Source organism: Pseudomonas sp. G34, from assembly GCF_031119625.1.
In the GTDB taxonomy this organism is placed as follows: Bacteria; Pseudomonadota; Gammaproteobacteria; order Pseudomonadales; family Pseudomonadaceae; genus Aquipseudomonas.
In genome coordinates, this window is the sequence record NZ_JAVHZV010000029.1 from 409,004 (window position 1) to 427,944 (window position 18,941).

The window sequence follows — 18,941 nt, forward strand, 5'->3', positions numbered from 1 at the left end:
CAGCGGATAGCAGCCTTAGAAGCGCTCGATATCCGCCTTGCTTTCCAGCAGCTTGCGGTAGGCGGCAAAGTCCTGCTGGCCACTGCGCGAGGCGAGGAAGCGGCGATACATGGCCTTCTCCTCATCGCTCAGTGCCTGCTCCGGCTCGCTGACGCCCTTCAGGCGGATCACCGTGAAGTCACCGTTGGCCAGCGCGATACCGCTGAACTCGGACGCCTCACCCGTCGGCTTGGGCATCCGGAACAATGCCTGCAGCACGGCCGGATCGACACCGTCCTGGTTGCGGGTGGCTGCCTCGACGACCTGCCACTCGTCCCCCTCGGGCTTGGCCTTGCCGTCACGCAGCTCGGCTACCAATTGCTCACCTGCTGCCTTGGCCGCTTCACTGGCACGGGTCTTGGTCAGTTGAGCACGAATGCTCTCGCTGACCTGGTCAAGTTCCAGTTGTTGCGGCTTGCGGTGTTCCTTGACGCGAATCACCACCAGGGTATTCGGGTCGAGCTCGATGGCACCGCTGTTGCTGCCATCTTCCATCACTTCCTGGCTGAAGGCGGCCTGCAGAACCTGACGGTTGGCGGCGATGCCTTCACCACCCTGGCGGCCGAACGGCGCGCTGGTCTGCACTTTCAGGCCCAGTTCCTGAGCGGGCTGCACCAGGTCGGAGGATTCGAAAGCGGCATCTTCAAGCTGCTTGGTGGCCTCGACGAAACGCTGCTCGACGCGTTGCGTCTTGAGGTCGGTCTCGAGCTTTTCCTTCATGCTGGCAAACGACGGTACTTCAGGGGCCTGAACGCCCAGCAGCTTGATCAGGTGCCAGCCGAACTCGGTGCGTACCGGTGCCGACACTTCATCCTGCTTCAGCGCGTAGAGCGCGTCCTCGAAGGCTGGATCGTATACACCCTTGCCGGCGTAGCCCAGGTCACCGCCTTCGCTGGCAGAACCCGGATCCTGGGAGAACTCCTTGGCCAGGGTGGCGAAGTCTTCACCGCCCTGCAGGCGCTTCTGAATCTCGTCGATCTTGGCCTTGGCCTGCTCGTCGCTGACGCCACCGCCCACCTCGATCAGGATGTGCGCCGCCTGACGCTGTTCGGCCAGGTTGGCGATTTCCGACTCGTAGGCAGCTTTCAGCTCGTCGTCGCTGACGGAAATCTGCGAGAAGAATGCATCCTTCTTCAGCTCCACATACTCGATGACCACCTGCTCCGGACTCATGAACTGAGCCTGCTGGGCGTCGTAATAGGCCTTCACGTCATCATCGCTGACCTTCACCGCAGCGGGGTCGGCCTTGATGGTGCGCGTGGCGAAATCACGGGTCTGCTTTTCCAGGCGGGCGAACGCGGCCACTTCTTCGTCGGTGACGAAACCGCTACCGGAGAGTCCGGCACGCAGTTGGCCGATGAGCATTTCCTGCTCGAGCATTTGGCGGAACTGCATACGGGTGTAGCCGAGCTGACGAATCACCTGGTCGAAGCGATCGGCATTGAAGCGACCGTCCACCTGGAATTCCGGCGTCTGCACGATCACCTGGTCGAGCGCAGCTTGAGAAAAGGCGAAGTCGGAGTCCTTGGCGCCCTGCAACAGCAGCGAGCGCTCGATCAGCCCCTTGAGGGAGGCATCGCGCAGCAGGCGCTCATCCAGCATGGACGGATCGAATTCCTTGCCCAGTTGCTGCAGCAACTGACGGCGCTGCATTTCCACAGCCTGGTTGAGTTCGTTCAGGCTGATCTTCTCGCCATTCACCGCGGCTGCGTTCTGGCTGTTGCCAGTGCCGGTAATGATCGCATCAACGCCAGTCAGCGCCATGAGAACGACGATCAGGCCGATGATGGTTTTGGCAATCCAACCCTGTGAATTGTCCCTGATATTTTGCAGCATGCTTCCCCCAGAACGGCCACGTACTAAAAATGGCCGCGCAGCGTGGGTAAAATCCGGATAGAAGAAAGGCGCATCCTGGGATGCGCCTTCTCGTAACGTGCGAAGCGGATCGGGATCAAAACTCTACAATCCCCGGCGTGACAGACCTCAAGGTCTTATTGCCGCCCCACAACCGAGCCGGGATTAGCCGACCCGGCGGGCAAAGGCCCGAAGACGCTTAGTTGACGGCGTCTTTCAGCGCTTTACCAGCTTTGAAACCTGGGATCTTGGCAGCAGCGATGCTGATCGGCTTGCCAGTCTGCGGGTTACGGCCAGTGCGAGCAGCGCGCTCTTTGACAGCGAAAGTACCGAAACCAACCAGTACAACGGAATCACCAGCCTTCAGAGCGCCAGTAACGGATTCAATCACTGCGTCCAGCGCACGGCCAGCAACAGCTTTCGGGATATCAGCAGATGCGGCGATGGCATCGATCAGTTCCGACTTGTTCACTCTAAGTCCCCTTAATTTCGGTTTAGGTTGTTTCTTGATTTTAATGGAAGCGAATCGGGTGCTGGATGGCCTACCGACACGGTAAGAGCCGCTTTATATCAAGGGCTCCAAAAATGTGTCAAGGAAGGCATCCGGCTAATGCGTGCTGATTCGCTCCTTGGAATCAGACTCGCGTTTTTCATCCTTTGCAACCAACTCCGGAGCCGCGTCTGGCAAGGGCTCCGGCGCGTATTGCAGCGCAATTTGCAGGACCTCGTCAATCCATTTAACCGGTTTAATCTGCAGGTCCTGTTTGATGTTCTCGGGAATCTCCTTGAGATCGCGAACATTCTCCTGGGGAATAATCACGGTTTTGATTCCACCACGATGCGCCGCCAGCAGTTTTTCCTTGAGGCCACCGATGGCCAATACTTGGCCACGCAGGGTGATTTCCCCGGTCATCGCCACATCGGCACGCACCGGAATCTGCGTCAACGCCGACACCAGCGCGGTGCACATGCCGACCCCGGCGCTCGGGCCATCCTTGGGCGTGGCGCCCTCCGGCATGTGGATGTGGATGTCACGTTTTTCATAGAAATCCGGTGCCACGCCGAGGCTCTGGGCACGGCTGCGGACCACGGTCTGCGCGGCTGTGATCGATTCGACCATGACATCGCCCAGGGAGCCGGTCTTGATCAGGTTGCCCTTGCCGGGCACCACCGCCGCCTCGATGGTCAGCAGCTCACCGCCTACCTGGGTCCAGGCCAGCCCCGTCACCTGACCGATCTGATCCTGCTGTTCGGCCAGACCGTAGCGATGCTTGCGCACGCCCAGGAAGTCCTCGAGGGAATCGGCGGTGACCAGCACGTGGAAGCGTTTTTCCTTGGCATGCTTCTTCACCGCACGCCGGCACACCTTGGCGATCTGCCGCTCGAGGCTGCGTACGCCTGCCTCGCGGGTGTAGTAACGAATGATGTCACGGATCGCCGCCTCCTCGAATTCCAGCTCGGTTTTCTTCAAACCGTTGGCCTGAATCTGCTTTGGCGCCAGGTACTTGGTGGCGATATTGACCTTCTCGTCCTCGGTGTAGCCTGGCAGGCGAATCACCTCCATGCGATCCAGCAGTGCAGCCGGAATGTTCATGGAGTTGGCGGTGCACAGGAACATCACGTCGGACAGGTCGTAGTCGACTTCCAGGTAATGGTCGTTGAAGTTGTGGTTCTGCTCCGGGTCGAGCACCTCGAGCAGCGCCGAAGCCGGGTCGCCGCGCATGTCCTGGCCCATCTTGTCGATCTCGTCGAGCAGGAACAACGGGTTGCGCACGCCGACCTTGGTCATCTTCTGGATCAGACGCCCAGGCATCGAGCCGATGTAGGTGCGGCGATGGCCGCGGATTTCCGCTTCGTCACGCACGCCGCCCAGGGCCATGCGCACGAACTTGCGGTTGGTCGCGCTGGCGATGGACTCGGCCAGCGAGGTCTTGCCCACGCCGGGCGGCCCTACCAGGCACAGCACCGGCCCCTTGAGCTTCTTCACGCGCTTCTGCACGGCGAGGTACTCGAGGATGCGTTCCTTGACCTCCTCGAGGCCATAGTGATCGGCGTCGAGAATGCTCTCGGCGCGCGTCAGGTCCAGGCGCACCTTGCTCTGGGCCTTCCACGGCACGTTCACCAGCCAGTCGATGTAGGAACGCACCACGGTGGCTTCCGCGGACATCGGCGACATCTGCTTGAGCTTGTTCAGCTCGGCCTGGGCCTTGCCGTAGGCTTCCTTGGTCAGCCCGGCATTCTCGATGCGGCGCTTGAGCTCATCGAGCTCGTTGTGGCCTTCCTCGCTGTCGCCGAGCTCCTTCTGAATGGCCTTCATCTGCTCATTCAGGTAGTACTCGCGCTGGCTGCGCTCCATCTGCTTCTTCACGCGGCCACGAATGCGTTTCTCGACCTGCAGCAGGTCGATCTCCGCATCCAGCAGGGCCAGCACGTGCTCGACCCGGGTCGGCAGGTCGACGATTTCCAGGATTTCCTGCTTCTGTTCGATCTTCAGCACCATGTGCGCGGCCATGGTGTCGACCAGGCGGCTGGGCTCGTCGATGCTGTTGAGCGAGGAAAGCACCTCGGCCGGCACCTTCTTGCCCAATTGCACGTACTGCTCGAACTGGCTGAGCAGGCTGCGGGTGAACACCTCGCTTTCACGCTCCGGTGCCTCGATCTCGTCGAGCAGCTGCACTTCGGCGCTGCTGTAGCCGTCGGCTTCGATGAACTGTTCGATTTCGCCGCGCTGCTCGCCCTCGACCAGCACCTTGACGGTGCCGTCGGGCAACTTGAGCAGCTGCAGCACGGTGGCTACGGTACCGACTCGGTAGAGCCCCTCCTCACTCGGTTCATCGTCCGCGGGATCTTTCTGGGCGAGCAGCAGAATCTGCTTTTCGCCGCTCATCGCCGCTTCGAGCGCTTCGATGGATTTCTCACGGCCTACGAAAAGCGGGATGACCATGTGCGGATAGACCACGACATCGCGCAAAGGCAGGAGAGGCAATTCGATGGTTGTCTTCATGATTTTGAGCTCTACGGCGGCCTTGCGGCCGTAAACGGTGGGAGTACCCTTGACCCTAAGATGGGGGTAGCCCCACGAAAAAACAAGCGTTGACGTCGGTAAAAGCAAAAGGGGCCCGCAGGCCCCTTGCTTACAACATATGACGAACGCGTTACGCGTCTGGCGCCACCTTGGCAGGCGGTTCGCTGTTCTCGTAGATCAACAGCGGCTTGGAGCTGCCGTCGATCACGCTTTCATCGATGACCACCTTGCTGACGTCCGATTGCGACGGAATGTCGTACATGGTGTCGAGCAGCACGCCCTCGAGAATCGAACGCAGGCCGCGTGCACCGGTCTTGCGCTCCAGCGCTTTCTGGGCAACGGCCTTGAGTGCGTCGGGACGGAACTCGAGATCGACGCCTTCCATCTCGAACAGCTTGCCGTACTGCTTGGTCAGCGCGTTCTTCGGCTCGGTGAGGATCTGTACCAGCGCTTCCTCGTCGAGCTCTTCGAGCGTCGCGATGACCGGCAGGCGACCCACGAACTCCGGAATCAGGCCGAACTTGACCAGATCGTCCGGCTCGATTTCCCGCAGCGACTCGCCGATCTTCTTGCCGACGTCCTTGGTACGTACTTCGGCGCTGAAGCCGATGCCGCCCTTGGTCGAGCGCCCCTGGATGACCTTCTCGATACCGGCGAAGGCACCGCCGCAGATGAACAGGATGTTGCGCGTATCGACCTGCAGGAACTCCTGCTGCGGATGCTTGCGCCCGCCCTGGGGCGGCACCGAGGCCACGGTGCCCTCGATCAGCTTCAACAGCGCCTGCTGCACGCCCTCGCCCGATACGTCACGGGTGATCGAGGGGTTGTCCGACTTGCGGGAAATCTTGTCGATCTCGTCGATGTAGACGATGCCCATCTGGGCCTTCTCGACATCGTAGTCGCACTTCTGCAGCAGCTTCTGGATGATGTTCTCGACGTCTTCACCCACGTAGCCAGCCTCGGTAAGGGTGGTCGCATCGGCGATGGTGAACGGAACGTTGAGCAGACGCGCCAGGGTTTCGGCCAGCAGCGTCTTGCCCGAACCGGTCGGGCCAAGCAGCAGGATGTTGCTCTTGCCGAGCTCGACGTCATCCTTCTTCTCGCGCTGGTTGAGGCGCTTGTAGTGGTTGTAGACCGCGACCGCCAAGATCTTCTTGGCGCGCTCCTGCCCGATCACGTACTGATCGAGGATCGCGCTGATCTCCTTGGGAGCCGGCAGCTTGTGCGCGCTGCTCTCGGCCTGGGCTTCCTGCACCTCCTCGCGGATGATGTCGTTGCACAGGTCGACGCACTCGTCGCAGATAAATACCGAGGGGCCAGCAATCAATTTGCGTACTTCATGCTGGCTTTTGCCGCAGAAGGAGCAATAGAGCAGCTTGCCGTTGTCCTCGCCGTTGCGGGTGTCAGTCATTCGATCAATCCAATACCGTAGGCTTAAAACACAAGATGGAGCCAAACCGGGGCATTTTCAAGCCCGATGTGCCGCAGACCGACCATTGCCGGCCTGTGGCGTCACGCTTCAGCCGATTTGCTCGCGACGGCTGTGTACCTTGTCGATCAGACCGTAGTTGACCGCTTCCTCACCGCTCATGAAGCGGTCACGGTCGGTGTCACGGGCGATCACTTCGATCGGCTGGCCGGTGTGGTTGGCCAGCACCTGGTTCAGGCGCTCGCGAATGAACAGGATTTCCTTGGCGTGGATTTCGATGTCCGACGCCTGGCCCTGGAAACCACCCAGCGGCTGGTGAATCATCATCCGCGAATGCGGCAGACAGTAACGCTTGCCTGCAGCGCCGCCAGCCAGCAGCAACGCACCCATGCTGCACGCCTGACCGATACAGGTGGTCGATACGTCCGGCTTGATGAACTGCATGGTGTCGTAGATCGACATACCAGCCGTTACCGAACCGCCTGGCGAGTTGATGTACAGGTGGATGTCCTTGTCCGGGTTCTCGGCCTCGAGGAACAGCAGCTGTGCGGCTACCAGATTGGCCATGTAGTCTTCGACCGGGCCGATCAGGAAGATCACGCGCTCTTTGAGCAGACGCGAATAGATGTCGTAGGCGCGCTCGCCACGAGCGGACTGCTCCACGACCATGGGAACCAGGCCACCAGCGGCCTGGATATCGGACATTTGCTGCATGAAAGGATTGTGCGACATTTCCAGCACTCGCTCCCTAATAAAAGTCATGTCTCGAATACGCATAAGCCAGCACTGAGGCTGGCTTATGGTGTGCTCGAACGAGGCGAAGCGATCAGGCGGCTTGTGGAGCTTCTGCCGGCTTGACTGCTTCTTCGTAAGAGACCGATTTGTCAGTCACATTGGCCTTCTGCAAAACAGTATCTACAACTTGCTCTTCCAGTACAACCGAACGCACCTCGTTCAGCTGCTGGTCGTTCTTGTAGTACCACGCCACGACCTGCTCCGGCTCCTGGTAGGCCGAGGCCATTTCCTGGATCAGCTCACGGACGCGGGCGTCGTCAGGCTTGAGTTCGAACTGCTTGACCACTTCAGCGACGATCAGGCCCAGCGACACACGGCGCTTGGCTTGTTCTTCGAACAGCTCGGCCGGCAGCTGGTCAGGCTTGATGTTGCCGCCGAACTGCTGAACGGCCTGCACGCGCAGGTTGTTCACTTCGCTGGCGATCAGTGCCTTGGGCACTTCGACCGGGTTGGCGGTCAGCAGACCTTCCATGACCTGGTTCTTGATCTTCGACTTGATGGCCTGACGCAGTTCACGCTCCATGTTCTTGCGAACTTCGGCGCGGAAACCTTCGAGGCCGCCTTCCTTGATGCCGAACAGGGCGAAGAATTCGTCGTTCAGTTCCGGCAGCTGCGGGGCGGAAACGCTGTTGACCTTGACGGTGAACTCAGCGGTTTTGCCAGCCAGATCGAGGTTCTGGTAGTCCTCGGGGAAAGTCGGGTTGATCACCCGCTCTTCACCGGCCTTGGCGCCGATCAGGGCATCTTCGAAGCCCGGGATCATACGGCCGGAGCCCAGCACCAGCTGAGTGCCGGTGGCGGAACCGCCAGCGAAGGCTTCGCCGTCGATCTTGCCAACGAAGTCGATATTCAGCTGATCGTCCTTTTCGGCAGCGCGGTCCACGGCTTCGAAACGGGTGTTCTGCTTGCGCAGGATGTCCAGCATGTTGTCGACGTCGGAATCGGCCACTTCAGCCTGCTGACGCTCGATGGCGATCGCTTCGAGGCCGCCGACCTTGATTTCCGGGAACACTTCGAAGGTCGCAACGAACTCCAGATCCTTGCCCTTCTCCAGCACTTTCGGCTCGACCGAAGGCTGACCGGCAGGCGCGAGCTTCTGCTCGGCAACGGCTTCATAGAAGGAAGACTGGATAACGTCGCTTACTGCTTCCTGGCGCGCGTCAGCTTCGAAACGCTGACGAATCACGCTCATCGGCACTTTGCCAGGACGGAAGCCAGGGATCTTGGCTTTCTGGGCAGTCTGCTGCAGACGCTTGTTGACCTGGGTCTCGATACGCTCGGCCGGCACAGTGATGCTCATGCGGCGCTCGAGAGCGGAAGTGCTTTCAACAGAAACTTGCATGGATATTCCTCGTTGCACAGACGTATGCCGGCCGCTTACCGGCCCCATTCAAGGGCATGCATTCTAGAGGGAGGTGTTGCAGAAGTCACCCTAGATGCAGGTGGCAAACGGGAGGGGCGCTAAAAGATGGTGCGGACGGAGAGACTCGAACTCATCGCAGCCTCCCCCACCACACCTGTAACCCGCATTTTCTCTGGCTCTCGCTCAGAGCGTGAGCCTGAATTTGTTCCCAAGTCGTTCCCAAGAACGAAGGGGAGCGGCACTTTAAAAGGCGCCCCCACCGGGGTCAACCAAATTTTCGGTTCAGCCCTCATTTTTAGGTAATTTTGGTAATTTTTTTGGTTTACTGCTCTGAAAGCCAGTCAGATCAATGGGTTAGCGTAATTTCTTAAAGGTAATAATTTGGTAATTTTTAGGTAAGCTCATTACCCATTTCAGGTGTAATCCGAGCGAAATAAAAAAACCTTTAGAATCAGTCAGATAGATTTTTATTACCTTACCCATTACCCAAAATTACCTCCAAAGGTAATGACTGAAACCCAGTAACCATGCGGGTTAGAGGCAGGCTTTGCATGCTCCTGACCGTTATTACCTTTTTCAGACGCCGCTCCTGAAACGGGTCTTGAGCCCTCCTATATATGAGTGCGGCGCAGGGTTCTGCAGGCATTTGCTCCTCTGCATTGATCGTGGCAGCCCAGTGGCGGTGCTGCGCGGCGCCCAGCGCAGGTATGCAGAAAAAGCGACACGTTTAGCGGCCAGGTGTGGTGGGGGGACGACTGCGCGCGCCGGGTGCTGCTGCCCCTGGCTGGCCTCCCCCGGCCCCGTCTGACCTCCCTGCCACCTGGCCGGCCGGCGACCACGTCTCACCGCGCCTCAAGCGCCCGGCCAATCGCACGAAGGCCCCGTAATCCGAGGCTTTCAGCCATATTCAAATAGACACCAACACCCCGTCCTGGCACGCTGCAGTGGGGCAGTTCATTCATTCAGCCGCACGTTTTCTAGGCGCCCAGGCACAAAAAAACCGCCCGAAGGCGGTTCACGTGTGTTTAGAATTCAGCTCAGCAGTTGGCCGGTCGAGTGCTCACCACACCCACTAGATAAGTGTCCGGCGGTTTACGGCCACCAGCCAGCTCGCTCCCAGTCAGTTGCCAGCTCCCGGCGCAGGCAGTTGGAACTCATCGAACCGCACCACCTCCTCCCCAAGCCACTCATTCACCTGCAGCAGCCTGGCCTGAATCGGCTCCAGCTCGTTCATAGCCCACACCTGGGCGGCGTCCCTGATCGAGCCGAAGCCGCCAGCGTTCTGCGGCACGATGCCCATCAACTGCGGCGGAATACGCAGGGCCGCCAGCAGGTCGTCACGGCTGATGTTCTTGATCGCCGCGAAGTCGTCCTTCGCCGACACCTCACTGATCGGAATCAGCTGGATGCCCTCCTTCTTCCCACCTGGTGCGTACATGAACAGGTTACGGAAGTTGCCCGGCCCCTTGCTGTCCTTCATGGCCTGGCGCAGATCGGTGACGAACGACTCATCCTGCACCGCGTCCGTCATGTACAGGATGAAGCCTGCGTGCGACCCGTTCTGGTAGTACTTGCGCCGGAACAGCGTGGCCGACTCATTCAACAGCGCGCTTTGCAGCGCTGCCAGCCACTCGGGTAGCCCGTAAATTTCCTGGTTGATGTCAGCCTCACGTACATGGCACACCGTGCCGCGCCGAAATTCGTGCTCATCCTTCCAGCCGCGCACCTGGTAGTACTGGTCCAGGTCGGTACCGCGCCGCATGTACTTTGCCAGCACCGGCCGCAACCCCAGCGTGCTGCGCAGCATGTTGTCGTGCTTCTCCAGATAGGCGTTGCCGAAGGTGCCCCAGTCCGTAGCGAACTGCTCGAAAGCCTGGCGGCTCAACAGCCGGTGCGGCTTGAAGGTGCGCACCAGCATGTTGCGGCGGAAGTTCAGGCCCGACTGCAGGTAGACACTCGCCCTGGTCGACCGGGCCAGCCCATCCAACGACATAGGCGGCTCATACCACCGTCCATTGGCCCAGCATTCCAGATAGTCCAGGATCTCCCGGCCATCGAGCACCGGCACCGGGTCTCCGAACGTGAACGCCTCAGCGCGCGCGCCCTGGCCACTCAATTGCTGGGCCTGCGCCCCTTGGTTATCGCTCATCAGCTGAACTCCATGATGGCCGTGTTGCTGGTGGTCTGCCCTTCCAGCGGCTCATTGATTAGTGCGTGGAACAGCGCCCACGCCAGGTCGGCATGCCCGGTCGCATCGCTGCGCCCGGCCGTGTAGGTGAATTGGCGCCCGCTGGGCGTCATGGTCTTGCGGATGGCCATCAGCGCCTGGGCGACGTCCGTCCAGCCGGCGTCGAATTCGAAGCGCCCCTTGCGGATTACGTCCCAGGCCTTCATCACCAGGCGGGTTTTCACTTCCGGGCTGTAGCTGAACGTGCGCAGCCCCGGGAAAAATTGCTTCACTAGCTGCGCTACGCCGGCGCCCATGCCCGTGGTGTCGATGCCGATATAGGTCACCCAGTAGCGCTGGGTGATCTGCTGGATGGTGCGTGCCTGGGCTTCGAAATCCATGCCGCGGAACTGGCGCTTTTCCACCAGCCGGAACTTGCCGCCCGGCACCAGCGGCGGCGCCACCACCACCAGGCCGGCCGTGTCGCCGGTCTCGGCCGGGTCGTAACCCACCCATACCTGGCGCTCGCCCAGCGGTCGCGGCGCGAACGGCTTGTAGTCCTCCCACACCTCCCAGCTGTCGACCATGCACGGTTGCAACATCTGAAGCGGAAAGATGCTGTCGCCATCGTTCACGAACTGGCACATCAGTAGGTTTTCGAAGGCCTGGGCGTCGTACTCAAGGCGCAACTCTTCCAGGTCGAACAGATTGCAGCCGCGGGCCTCGGCGTCGAGGATGGTCACGATCTGTCGCCAGATCCCGTCCTCACAGCGGCGCCCCTGCTGCAGGGCGTCGTGGCTCACATCGATATTCAGGTGCTGGGCCGTGGGCTTGCCCTTGTTGTGCCGCTCGCCGGTCCAGTAGATATACGCCGGGTGAGCCATGCTCGATGGCGTCGAGAAGTACGTCTTGCGCCAGTGCTTGTGCAGCGCCATGCCCGACGCCACCTTGTTGATCTCCTCGAACCCCTGCACCCAGAAGAATTCGTCGAAGTAGAAATTGCCGCTGCGCCCCTGGGCGGTGCGAAAGTTCGTGCCCAGGAAGTGCAACTCGGCGTTGTTCCACAGCACGATGGGATCGCCCGTCAGCTTCACCCCCAGCACCTCGTTCATGAACGACTGCATGTAGTTCTTGAACTGATGCGCCTGCGCCTTGCTGGCCGATAGGAAGATCTGGTTGCGCCCAGTGGTGATCGCGTCGATCAAGGCTTCCCGCGCGAAGTAATAGGTGGCGCCGATCTGGCGCGACTTGAGCAACATCCGCGTGCGCTGGTTGCCAGCCCGGTACCAATCGAGCTGGTAATCGAAGCATCCATCCTTGAACGCTTCGACCAGCTTCTCGATCTGCTCTTCGCTGAGCTCGTTGCGAACCGCCTGTTTTTTCGGCCCCTCGTTACGCTTGGCCAGGTTCGGGTTGAGCTCGCCCTCGGTACCGCCATCCTGGAAGCGCTGGATGCGCGCCTGCCGTTCGAGTTGACGGTGCAGCAGGTCAATTTCCTTGAAGTCGCCGCCCGTCTTCCCCTCTTTCAGGATCAGCTGCACCAGCCGCGCTTCCAGCGCCCCGCCGATGCGCTCGACGTTATCGGCCCTGTCCCATTCGTCCCGGGTCTTCCAGCTGTGGACGGTCTTTTCCTTCTCGCCCAAGTAGTCGGCGATATCGGTGATGCGCCAACCCGTCCAGTACAGGAATTTGGCCTGGCGGCGGGAGTCGGTGGTCGGCTGGTAGGGGGCGGTAGTGTTCATGGCGCCGATGCTGCCGCCCGCGCGCGTAAGCCCCTATCGGCGGGCGTTGTAGCGCGCTTCCCTACAACCTCACGTCGTTGCCGCCGCCTCGCCCACTGTCGACCATGCCCTCAACGCGAAACCCGCACCGAGGATTACCCAGCATGTCCGGCACCAAGAAAACCGTATCGAAATGGACCCGTATTGCACTCGAAGGCGCGACCACTGATGGCCGCAAAATCGAACCGGCATGGATCACCCAGATGGCGGCCTCCTACGACCGCAACCTCTACGGTGCCCGCCTCAACTGCGAGCACATCAAGAGCGTGCTGCCCGACTCCCCATTCGGCGCTTACGGTGACGTGCTCGAGCTCAAGGCCGAAAAGGTTGAGATCGGAGGCAAGACCAAGCTGGCCTTGTTCGCGCGCATGGAGCCCAACGAAGCCCTGATCGCACTGAACAAGAAACGTCAGAAAATCTACACCTCCATCGAAGTCGATCCTGAATTCGCCGATACCAAAGGCGCCTACCTCAAAGGCGTAGCCATCACCGACAACCCGGCCAGCCTCGGCACCGAGGCGCTCGAATTCAGCGCACAGCACGGCACTCTCGCCGGCCGCAAAAGCAGCCCGGACACACTGTTCACGGCTGCAGAGCAGATTGACGAACTCATTTTCGAAGAGCAGGACGACACCCCCAGCATGTTCGCAGCCCTCAAGGGGCGCATGACCGAGCTGCTGAAACTGAGCAAGGACAAGGAAGGCAAGGACGCTGCCCACTTCGCCGAGCTGGGCGAAATGATCGGCGACCTCGCCGAACACGGCGCCCAACAGGCCGAAGCCTTCAGCGCCGTGAAGTCCGCCCATGAAAAGCTCCAGGCCGACCACACCAAACTGGCCGGCGAGTTCGCCGACCTGCTCAACCGCCTGGAACAAACCCCTGACCAGCAGCACAGCCAGCGCCCGCCGGTAACCGGTGCCGACGGTAAGCAGCAACTGGCCCAGTTCTGATCAACACACCCAGCTTCGGAGCAACACCATGCGTAAAGAAACCCGCCAGGCCTTCCGGGCCTATCAGTCCCAAGTCGCCAAGCTCAATGGTGCCGACGATGCAACCGAGAAGTTCAACGTCGAACCCAGCGTCCATCAGAAGCTGGAGACTGCTATCCAAGAGTCGAACGCTCTGCTCGGCCGCATCAACATCATCGGCGTTGACGAGCAAACCGGCGAAGCGCTGCAGATCGGCGTAAATGGCCCGGTAGCCAGCCGCACCAATACCAAAGGCGGGAAGCGTCGTAACCCTGGCGAGCGCCACAAGCTGACCAAAGACAGCTACGCCTGCGTACAGACCAACTTCGACACCTCGTTCCTCTACGCCACCGTGGATCAGTGGGCCAAATTCCCCGACTTCCAGGTGCGCCTGAGCAATGCCATCGTCACCCGCCAGGGCCTGGATCGCATCACCATCGGTTTCCATGGCAAGGAAGTAGCAGTGGACACCGACATCGAAGCCAACCCGATGCTTGAGGACGTCAACATCGGCTGGCTGGAGAAAGTCCGCACCAAGGCGCCAGATCGCGTGCTCGAAGAAGGCGTCGCCGGCAGCGGCAAGATCGTCGTAGGCAAAGGCGGTGACTACAAAACGCTGGATGGCATCGTCTTCGATGCTGTGCAGCTCCTTGAACCCTGGCACCGCAACCATCCCGACCTGGTGGTACTGGTGTCTCGCGGTTTGCTGCACGCCAAGCTGCTCAAGGCTGTCGAGAAGGGTGGCGATTCCAACGTCGAAGAGAATGCGGCCCAGGAAGTGGTCAGTCGCGCTCGCCTGGGTGGCTTGCCCATCGTGGATGCGCCCTTCTTCCCGGAAGGCACCATTCTCATCACCACCCTGGCCAACCTGTCCATCTACTGGCAGGAGAAAACCCGTCGCCGCCTCGTCCGCGACGAGCCGGACTACGACCGCATTGCCGACTACCAATCGGTCAACGAGGCCTACGTCGTTGAAGACTTCGGCCTGGTTGCCCTAGTGGAGAACATCGAGCGGGCCCCAGAGCCGGACGACGAGCCCGCCGCAGAAGCCGCTGAGGGCTAAGCCATGGCACTGACCCTCGCCCAACGCACCCAGCTGCGCAAACGCGCAGCTGTCCAGGCAGCAGCAGCGGTAGGCCCGGCCATCACCATGGCCGGTGCCAGCGTCTACGAGCTTTACCAGGCCCAGCTCCACCAGCACAAACAGCAACTCAAGAAGATCCAGAGCCAGGAAGGCAAGGCCGACACCAAGCGCAAGCTGCTGCCGGACTATGCCCCCTACGTCGAAGGCGTACTCAGCGCCGGCAAGGGCGCCCAGGACGACGTGCTCACCACCATCATGCTGTGGCGCATCGACGTGGGCGACTACGCCGGCGCCCTGGACATCGCCGAATACGCGCTGCCCTACAACCTCACCATGCCCGACAGCTTCGAACGGTCGCTGGGCTGCGTAGTGGCCGAGGAAATCGCCAACGTCGCCATCAAGCTGCAGAAGGCCAGCGGCTCGTTCGACCTCGGCCTGCTGCTGCGCACCGAGGCCGCCACTGCCGGCGAGGACATGCCCGACGAAGCCCGCGCCAAGCTGCATCTGGCCATCGGCAAGGCGGCATCCGCCCTGGTGCCGGACGACGCCGAAGCGGTCGACGCCCTGCCCCTGCTGCTAATGGCCAAGCAGGATCTGGCACGCGCCATCGAGCTGCACACCAACTGCGGCGGCAAAAAGGATCTGGAGCGCGTCGAGCGCCTTCTGAAGAAACACGCCGGCACCACCGGCTAACCGAGCGTCCCCACGCGCCCGGCGGCTCGGGGTGAATCAGACAGGGTCTCTCCTTCCCTGCCCTGTGAAACCCCGACCACCGCCGACTTGAGGCCCTGAACATGAGCGCATTCATAGCGGGTGGCGTTGCAGCGCCGCTCACACTCACCAACGACGGCTTCTGGCCGGACATCGACCTTGCCGACCTGCGCGACGCCCAGCGCATCGCCAGCAGCGTCACCAATGGCCGCCTGGAAACCGCCGTGGTGGCAGCCATGATCAGCGTCAACCGCGAGCTCAGCACCCGCAAGCTGCGGTACCAGGCCGAGGGGCACACCCACCTGGACGCCGTGCCCGCCGACAAAATCGCCGAGCGCAGCGTCCTCACCATTCTCTACGAGCGCGCCGTCTACAGCGCCGCCAGCGCCGAGGTGGCCGAGCGCTACCGCAGCTTCGACGCCACCAATAGCGGAGCCGCCAAGGCCGAGGAAGAAGAGCCCACCGTCGACGACTACCGGCGCGACAGCCGCTTCGCCATCCGCGACCTGCTCGGCATCAGCCGCACCACCGTCGAGCTGCTGTGATGGCCATCCTCCGCGCCCACCAGAACGAAACCCTCGACGCCCTCTGCTGGCGGCACTACGGCCGCACCGCTGGCGTCGTCGAGGCCGTGCTCGAGGCAAACCCAGGTCTCGCCGATCTGGGCCCCAATCTTCCACAAGGCCACCCCGTCACCCTGCCCGAAGCCGCCCCGCAGCCCGAGCAGCAAGCGGTAACCCTATGGGACTGACCATCACTACAGGGCAAAGGAACCATGAAAATGCCTGACCGTCCCGACACCTGGGCCTGGTTTGCCACCTGGCTCGAACACAACTGGCCCGCGCTCTACAGCGGCGGTCTGGCCTTCTTCATCGCAGCACTGCGCATCATCTACGGCGGCGGCAACCTGCGCCGCGTCGCCCTGGAGGCGCCGCTGTGCGGCTTCCTGGCCATGGCCACAAGCCACGGCATCGAGCTGCTGGGTATCCCCGCCACCACCGCCCCATTCTTCGGCGGCGCCATCGGGCTGCTCGGTGTGGAAGGCACACGCGCGGCCGCCAAACGCTTCTTCGAACGCAAGGTAGAAACGCTATGAGCCAAACCCTTCGCCACGGCGACCGCTCCCAGGCCGTCCAGCAGCTGCAGCGCTCCCTGATCGCCCGCGGCTACCAGCTCTACCCGGACGGGGACTTCGGCGACAAGACCGAGGCCGCCGTCCGCGCCTTCCAACTCGAGGTGGGTCTGGTGGTCGACGGCGCAGCCGGCCCGAAAACCCTCGCCGCCCTCGCCGGCGCTGATTGTTCCAAGCTGCTCAGCAACGCCACCCTGGTGGCTGCTGCGGAACGCCTCGGCGTCGAGCTGGCCAGCGTCTACGCCGTCAACGAAGTGGAATCCGCCGGCGCCGGGTTCCTGGCCAACGGCAAGCCCGCCATCCTGTTCGAGCGGCACATCATGCATCGCCAGCTGAGCACCCCGCGCAGCCCCGACCAGGTCGCCGGCAAGCTCAAGGCCCGCGCCGATCTGCTCGCCAGTGAATTCCCCAACCTGGTCAACACTCGCCCCGGTGGTTACGCCGGCGGCGTGGCCGAGCACCAGCGCCTGGCCCAGGCTCGCCAGCTCGACGACACCGCCGCGCTGGAGTCAGCCAGCTGGGGCGCCTTCCAGATCATGGGTTTTCACGCCACCCGCCTCGGCTACCCCTCCGTCCAGGCCTTCGCCGCCGCCATGGCCCAGGACGAAAAAGCCCAGTTCAACGCCTTCGTGGCGTTCATCGAATCCGACCCGGTGCTACACAAGGCCCTGAAGGCGCGCAAATGGAAGGACTTCGCCGCCACCTACAACGGCCCCAGCTACGCCCGTAACCTCTACGACGTGAAGCTCGAACGCGCCTACCAGCGCCACGCCGGCTGTGGCTGCGGCCAGCAGGCGGTCGCGTGAGCACCCTGCGCCAAGCCGCCTACGGCCTCGCCCTGCTGCTGGCCATCGCGTTGCTCATCTGGGGCAGCTACCAGCAGAGCCAGGCCGCCCAGGCCCGCGCCAAGGCCGACGCCGAGCGCATCGCCACCCTCGAACAGCGCAGCGCCCGCCAGGCCCAGACCATCATTAATTTGGGCGCCGATATCGCCGCCCAGCGCCTGGCCCAGCAGAACCTGCAGAACACCCGCGCCGACCTGCAGCAGGCCAAAGCCGTGCACCAGGTGCAGAAAAAGGAGACCGTCCGTAATGACCCGCCTGCACAGAACTGGGCTGCTCAGCCTCTGCCTGCTCTCACTCGCCGCCTGCACCAGCGCCCCGCCATCACCGGAACCGCTGGTTACCGTACTTTCCTGTCCGGTCGTAACGCGCTGCGCCCTGCCGCCGGCGGCGCCGATCGATAACGGCGGTCTCAGCGACGACAACGACGCCCTGCTCGCCGCCTGGGCCGACTGCGCCGCCCAGGTCGATGCCGTGTACGAGCACAACCAGCAAAGGCCCGCGCCATGAAGAAGCCCAACAGCCTGCGCGCGCACCTGCTCGCCAGCATCCCTGGCCTGCAGCACAACCCCGACCGCCTACTGGTGTTCGTCGATGGCGGCAAAATCAGGTCTACAAGCGCACCGGGCCTCTCGTTTGAATACGAGTACCAGCTCAACGTCATCATCACCGACTTCCCCGGCTCGCCGGATGCCGTCAGCGTGCCCCTACTCGCCTGGCTGCTGGTCAACCAGTCCGAGCTGCTCACCAACCTGCAGAAGGGTAAAGACGGCATCCAGTTTGAAGTCGACGTGCTCGACGGCAACACCGTCGACCTGTCCCTCACCCTCCCGCTGACCGAGCGCATCATCGTCAAGCGGCAGGCCGACGGCACTCTGCATATCACCCACCCAGACGAGCCCCAGCTCACCCCGCACCTGCCGCAGACCACCGTGCAGCTGATCGGCGAAGGCCAGGTGCTGGCCCAGTGGCCAAGCGGCCAGCCGGTCGGCGTCGATATCGAAACCCCACACCCAGGGCCGCGCCGTGGCTGACACACTCGACGACCTTTCCGCCTGGCTCACGCCGCTGCTGATGCGCCTGCAGCCCGCCCAGCGGGCCGAGCTGGCCCGCGAAGCTGCCAAGCGCCTGCGTCGAACCCAGCAGCAACGCATCCTGGCCCAGCGCAACCCGGACGGCACCGCCTTCATACCCCGCAAGGCACGCACCCTGCGCAGCAAGCAGGGCCGCATCAAGGCCCGCGCCAGGATGTTCACCAAGCTGCGCACCGTCCGCTACCTCAAGGCCGGCGGCAACGCCGCCGAAGCCACCGTCAGCTTCGCCGGCCGCATCAGCCGTATCGCCCGCATTCACCAGTACGGCCTGCGGGACCGCCCAGGCAAGGGCATGCCCGACGTTCAGTACGCCAAGCGTGAGCTGCTCGGCTTCGCCCCAGATGACCGCGACATGATCAGCGACCTGCTGCTTGAGCAGCTCGCAGGCTGAGGTACACGGTGCAGTATCACTGCACCGTTGACGCTCCCCGGCATCAGCGCTATCGTTCGCCCGTCGCTGCAAAATCAGCGACCTGGGTTTGGTCGCCCGGAATCACAGAGGCGCACGGCGCCGTAAGGCGTTTTTTTGTGCCCGCGTTATGGCGGGCCGTGCGTGGGAGTCCTTCGGGGCTGCCGGTTTCCTTTGTGGCCGGTCGACCAACCTACGCACGGTTCGCCTCCCTCTTGCTTGGTCGCAACGGTGGCGAACTCCATCAC

General features: G+C 62.1%; 18 protein-coding genes and 1 pseudogene. 11 read left to right on the plus strand and 8 right to left on the minus strand.

The window, feature by feature from the left end:
• Window positions 1-15 precede the first annotated feature (15 nt).
• The 8 genes from QYS36_RS20190 to QYS36_RS20225 all read right to left on the minus strand — a co-directional run bounded on the left by QYS36_RS20190 (window position 16) and on the right by QYS36_RS20225 (window position 12,414).
• On the minus strand, window positions 16-1,875 hold the full coding sequence (locus QYS36_RS20190; protein WP_308841148.1) for a SurA N-terminal domain-containing protein: 1,860 nt from the start codon (window positions 1,873-1,875) through the stop codon (window positions 16-18).
• A gap of 217 nt (window positions 1,876-2,092) precedes the next feature.
• Window positions 2,093-2,365 carry a nucleoid-associated protein HU-beta gene (gene hupB / locus QYS36_RS20195; protein WP_003239952.1) on the minus strand — a complete coding sequence of 91 codons (273 nt, stop codon included), beginning with the start codon at window positions 2,363-2,365 and terminating at the stop codon, window positions 2,093-2,095.
• A gap of 135 nt (window positions 2,366-2,500) precedes the next feature.
• Window positions 2,501-4,897 (minus strand): endopeptidase La, encoded by a 2,397-nt coding sequence (lon, locus tag QYS36_RS20200; RefSeq protein WP_308841149.1) that lies wholly within the window; start codon window positions 4,895-4,897, stop codon window positions 2,501-2,503.
• Between the two features lie 151 nt (window positions 4,898-5,048).
• On the minus strand, window positions 5,049-6,329 hold the full coding sequence (clpX, locus tag QYS36_RS20205) for an ATP-dependent Clp protease ATP-binding subunit ClpX (protein WP_308841150.1): 1,281 nt from the start codon (window positions 6,327-6,329) through the stop codon (window positions 5,049-5,051).
• A 108-nt stretch (window positions 6,330-6,437) separates the two neighbouring features.
• Window positions 6,438-7,079 (minus strand): ATP-dependent Clp endopeptidase proteolytic subunit ClpP, encoded by a 642-nt coding sequence (gene clpP / locus QYS36_RS20210; RefSeq protein WP_070887516.1) that lies wholly within the window; start codon window positions 7,077-7,079, stop codon window positions 6,438-6,440.
• 94 nt (window positions 7,080-7,173) lie between these two features.
• Window positions 7,174-8,484 carry a trigger factor gene (gene tig, locus QYS36_RS20215; RefSeq protein ID WP_308841151.1) on the minus strand — a complete coding sequence of 437 codons (1,311 nt, stop codon included), beginning with the start codon at window positions 8,482-8,484 and terminating at the stop codon, window positions 7,174-7,176.
• Between the two features lie 1,141 nt (window positions 8,485-9,625).
• Window positions 9,626-10,654: a phage portal protein gene (locus QYS36_RS20220; protein WP_308841152.1), complete on the minus strand. Its 1,029-nt coding sequence runs from the start codon at window positions 10,652-10,654 to the stop codon at window positions 9,626-9,628.
• Window positions 10,654-12,414, minus strand: a complete 1,761-nt coding sequence (locus QYS36_RS20225) for a terminase ATPase subunit family protein (RefSeq protein ID WP_308841153.1) — start codon at window positions 12,412-12,414, stop codon at window positions 10,654-10,656. Before QYS36_RS20225 ends, QYS36_RS20220 begins: the two co-directional genes overlap by 1 nt.
• Before the next feature lie 143 nt (window positions 12,415-12,557).
• Between QYS36_RS20225 and QYS36_RS20230 the strand changes: the two genes are divergently transcribed.
• The 11 genes and pseudogenes from QYS36_RS20230 (at window position 12,558) to QYS36_RS20275 (ending at window position 18,675) form a co-directional block, all read left to right on the plus strand.
• Window positions 12,558-13,403 (plus strand): GPO family capsid scaffolding protein, encoded by an 846-nt coding sequence (locus QYS36_RS20230; RefSeq protein WP_308841154.1) that lies wholly within the window; start codon window positions 12,558-12,560, stop codon window positions 13,401-13,403.
• Between the two features lie 28 nt (window positions 13,404-13,431).
• Window positions 13,432-14,484: a phage major capsid protein, P2 family gene (locus QYS36_RS20235; RefSeq protein ID WP_308841155.1), complete on the plus strand. Its 1,053-nt coding sequence runs from the start codon at window positions 13,432-13,434 to the stop codon at window positions 14,482-14,484.
• Window positions 14,485-14,487: 3 nt separating this feature from the next.
• The gene (gene gpM, locus QYS36_RS20240; protein WP_308841156.1) at window positions 14,488-15,198 is read left to right on the plus strand and encodes a phage terminase small subunit; all 711 of its coding nucleotides are present in this window, start codon (window positions 14,488-14,490) and stop codon (window positions 15,196-15,198) included.
• Between the two features lie 101 nt (window positions 15,199-15,299).
• Window positions 15,300-15,761, plus strand: a complete 462-nt coding sequence (locus QYS36_RS20245; RefSeq protein WP_308841157.1) for a head completion/stabilization protein — start codon at window positions 15,300-15,302, stop codon at window positions 15,759-15,761.
• Window positions 15,761-15,967 (plus strand): tail protein X, encoded by a 207-nt coding sequence (locus QYS36_RS20250; protein WP_308841401.1) that lies wholly within the window; start codon window positions 15,761-15,763, stop codon window positions 15,965-15,967. The genes QYS36_RS20245 and QYS36_RS20250 overlap by 1 nt, the downstream gene beginning before the upstream one ends.
• Window positions 15,968-15,997: 30 nt before the next feature.
• Window positions 15,998-16,312 (plus strand): phage holin, lambda family, encoded by a 315-nt coding sequence (locus tag QYS36_RS20255; RefSeq protein WP_308841158.1) that lies wholly within the window; start codon window positions 15,998-16,000, stop codon window positions 16,310-16,312.
• Window positions 16,309-17,154: an N-acetylmuramidase family protein gene (locus QYS36_RS20260; protein ID WP_308841159.1), complete on the plus strand. Its 846-nt coding sequence runs from the start codon at window positions 16,309-16,311 to the stop codon at window positions 17,152-17,154. Before QYS36_RS20255 ends, QYS36_RS20260 begins: the two co-directional genes overlap by 4 nt.
• Window positions 17,151-17,594: a DUF2570 domain-containing protein gene (locus QYS36_RS24075; RefSeq protein ID WP_374990476.1), complete on the plus strand. Its 444-nt coding sequence runs from the start codon at window positions 17,151-17,153 to the stop codon at window positions 17,592-17,594. The genes QYS36_RS20260 and QYS36_RS24075 overlap by 4 nt, the downstream gene beginning before the upstream one ends.
• Window positions 17,515-17,700: pseudogene (lysC, locus tag QYS36_RS20265) on the plus strand (Rz1-like lysis system protein LysC); the annotation flags it as partial. The gene QYS36_RS24075 and the pseudogene lysC, both read left to right, overlap by 80 nt.
• Window positions 17,697-18,224 (plus strand): phage tail protein, encoded by a 528-nt coding sequence (locus tag QYS36_RS20270; protein WP_308841161.1) that lies wholly within the window; start codon window positions 17,697-17,699, stop codon window positions 18,222-18,224. The pseudogene lysC and the gene QYS36_RS20270, both read left to right, overlap by 4 nt.
• Window positions 18,217-18,675: a phage virion morphogenesis protein gene (locus QYS36_RS20275; RefSeq protein ID WP_308841162.1), complete on the plus strand. Its 459-nt coding sequence runs from the start codon at window positions 18,217-18,219 to the stop codon at window positions 18,673-18,675. The genes QYS36_RS20270 and QYS36_RS20275 overlap by 8 nt, the downstream gene beginning before the upstream one ends.
• Window positions 18,676-18,941: the final 266 nt, after the last annotated feature.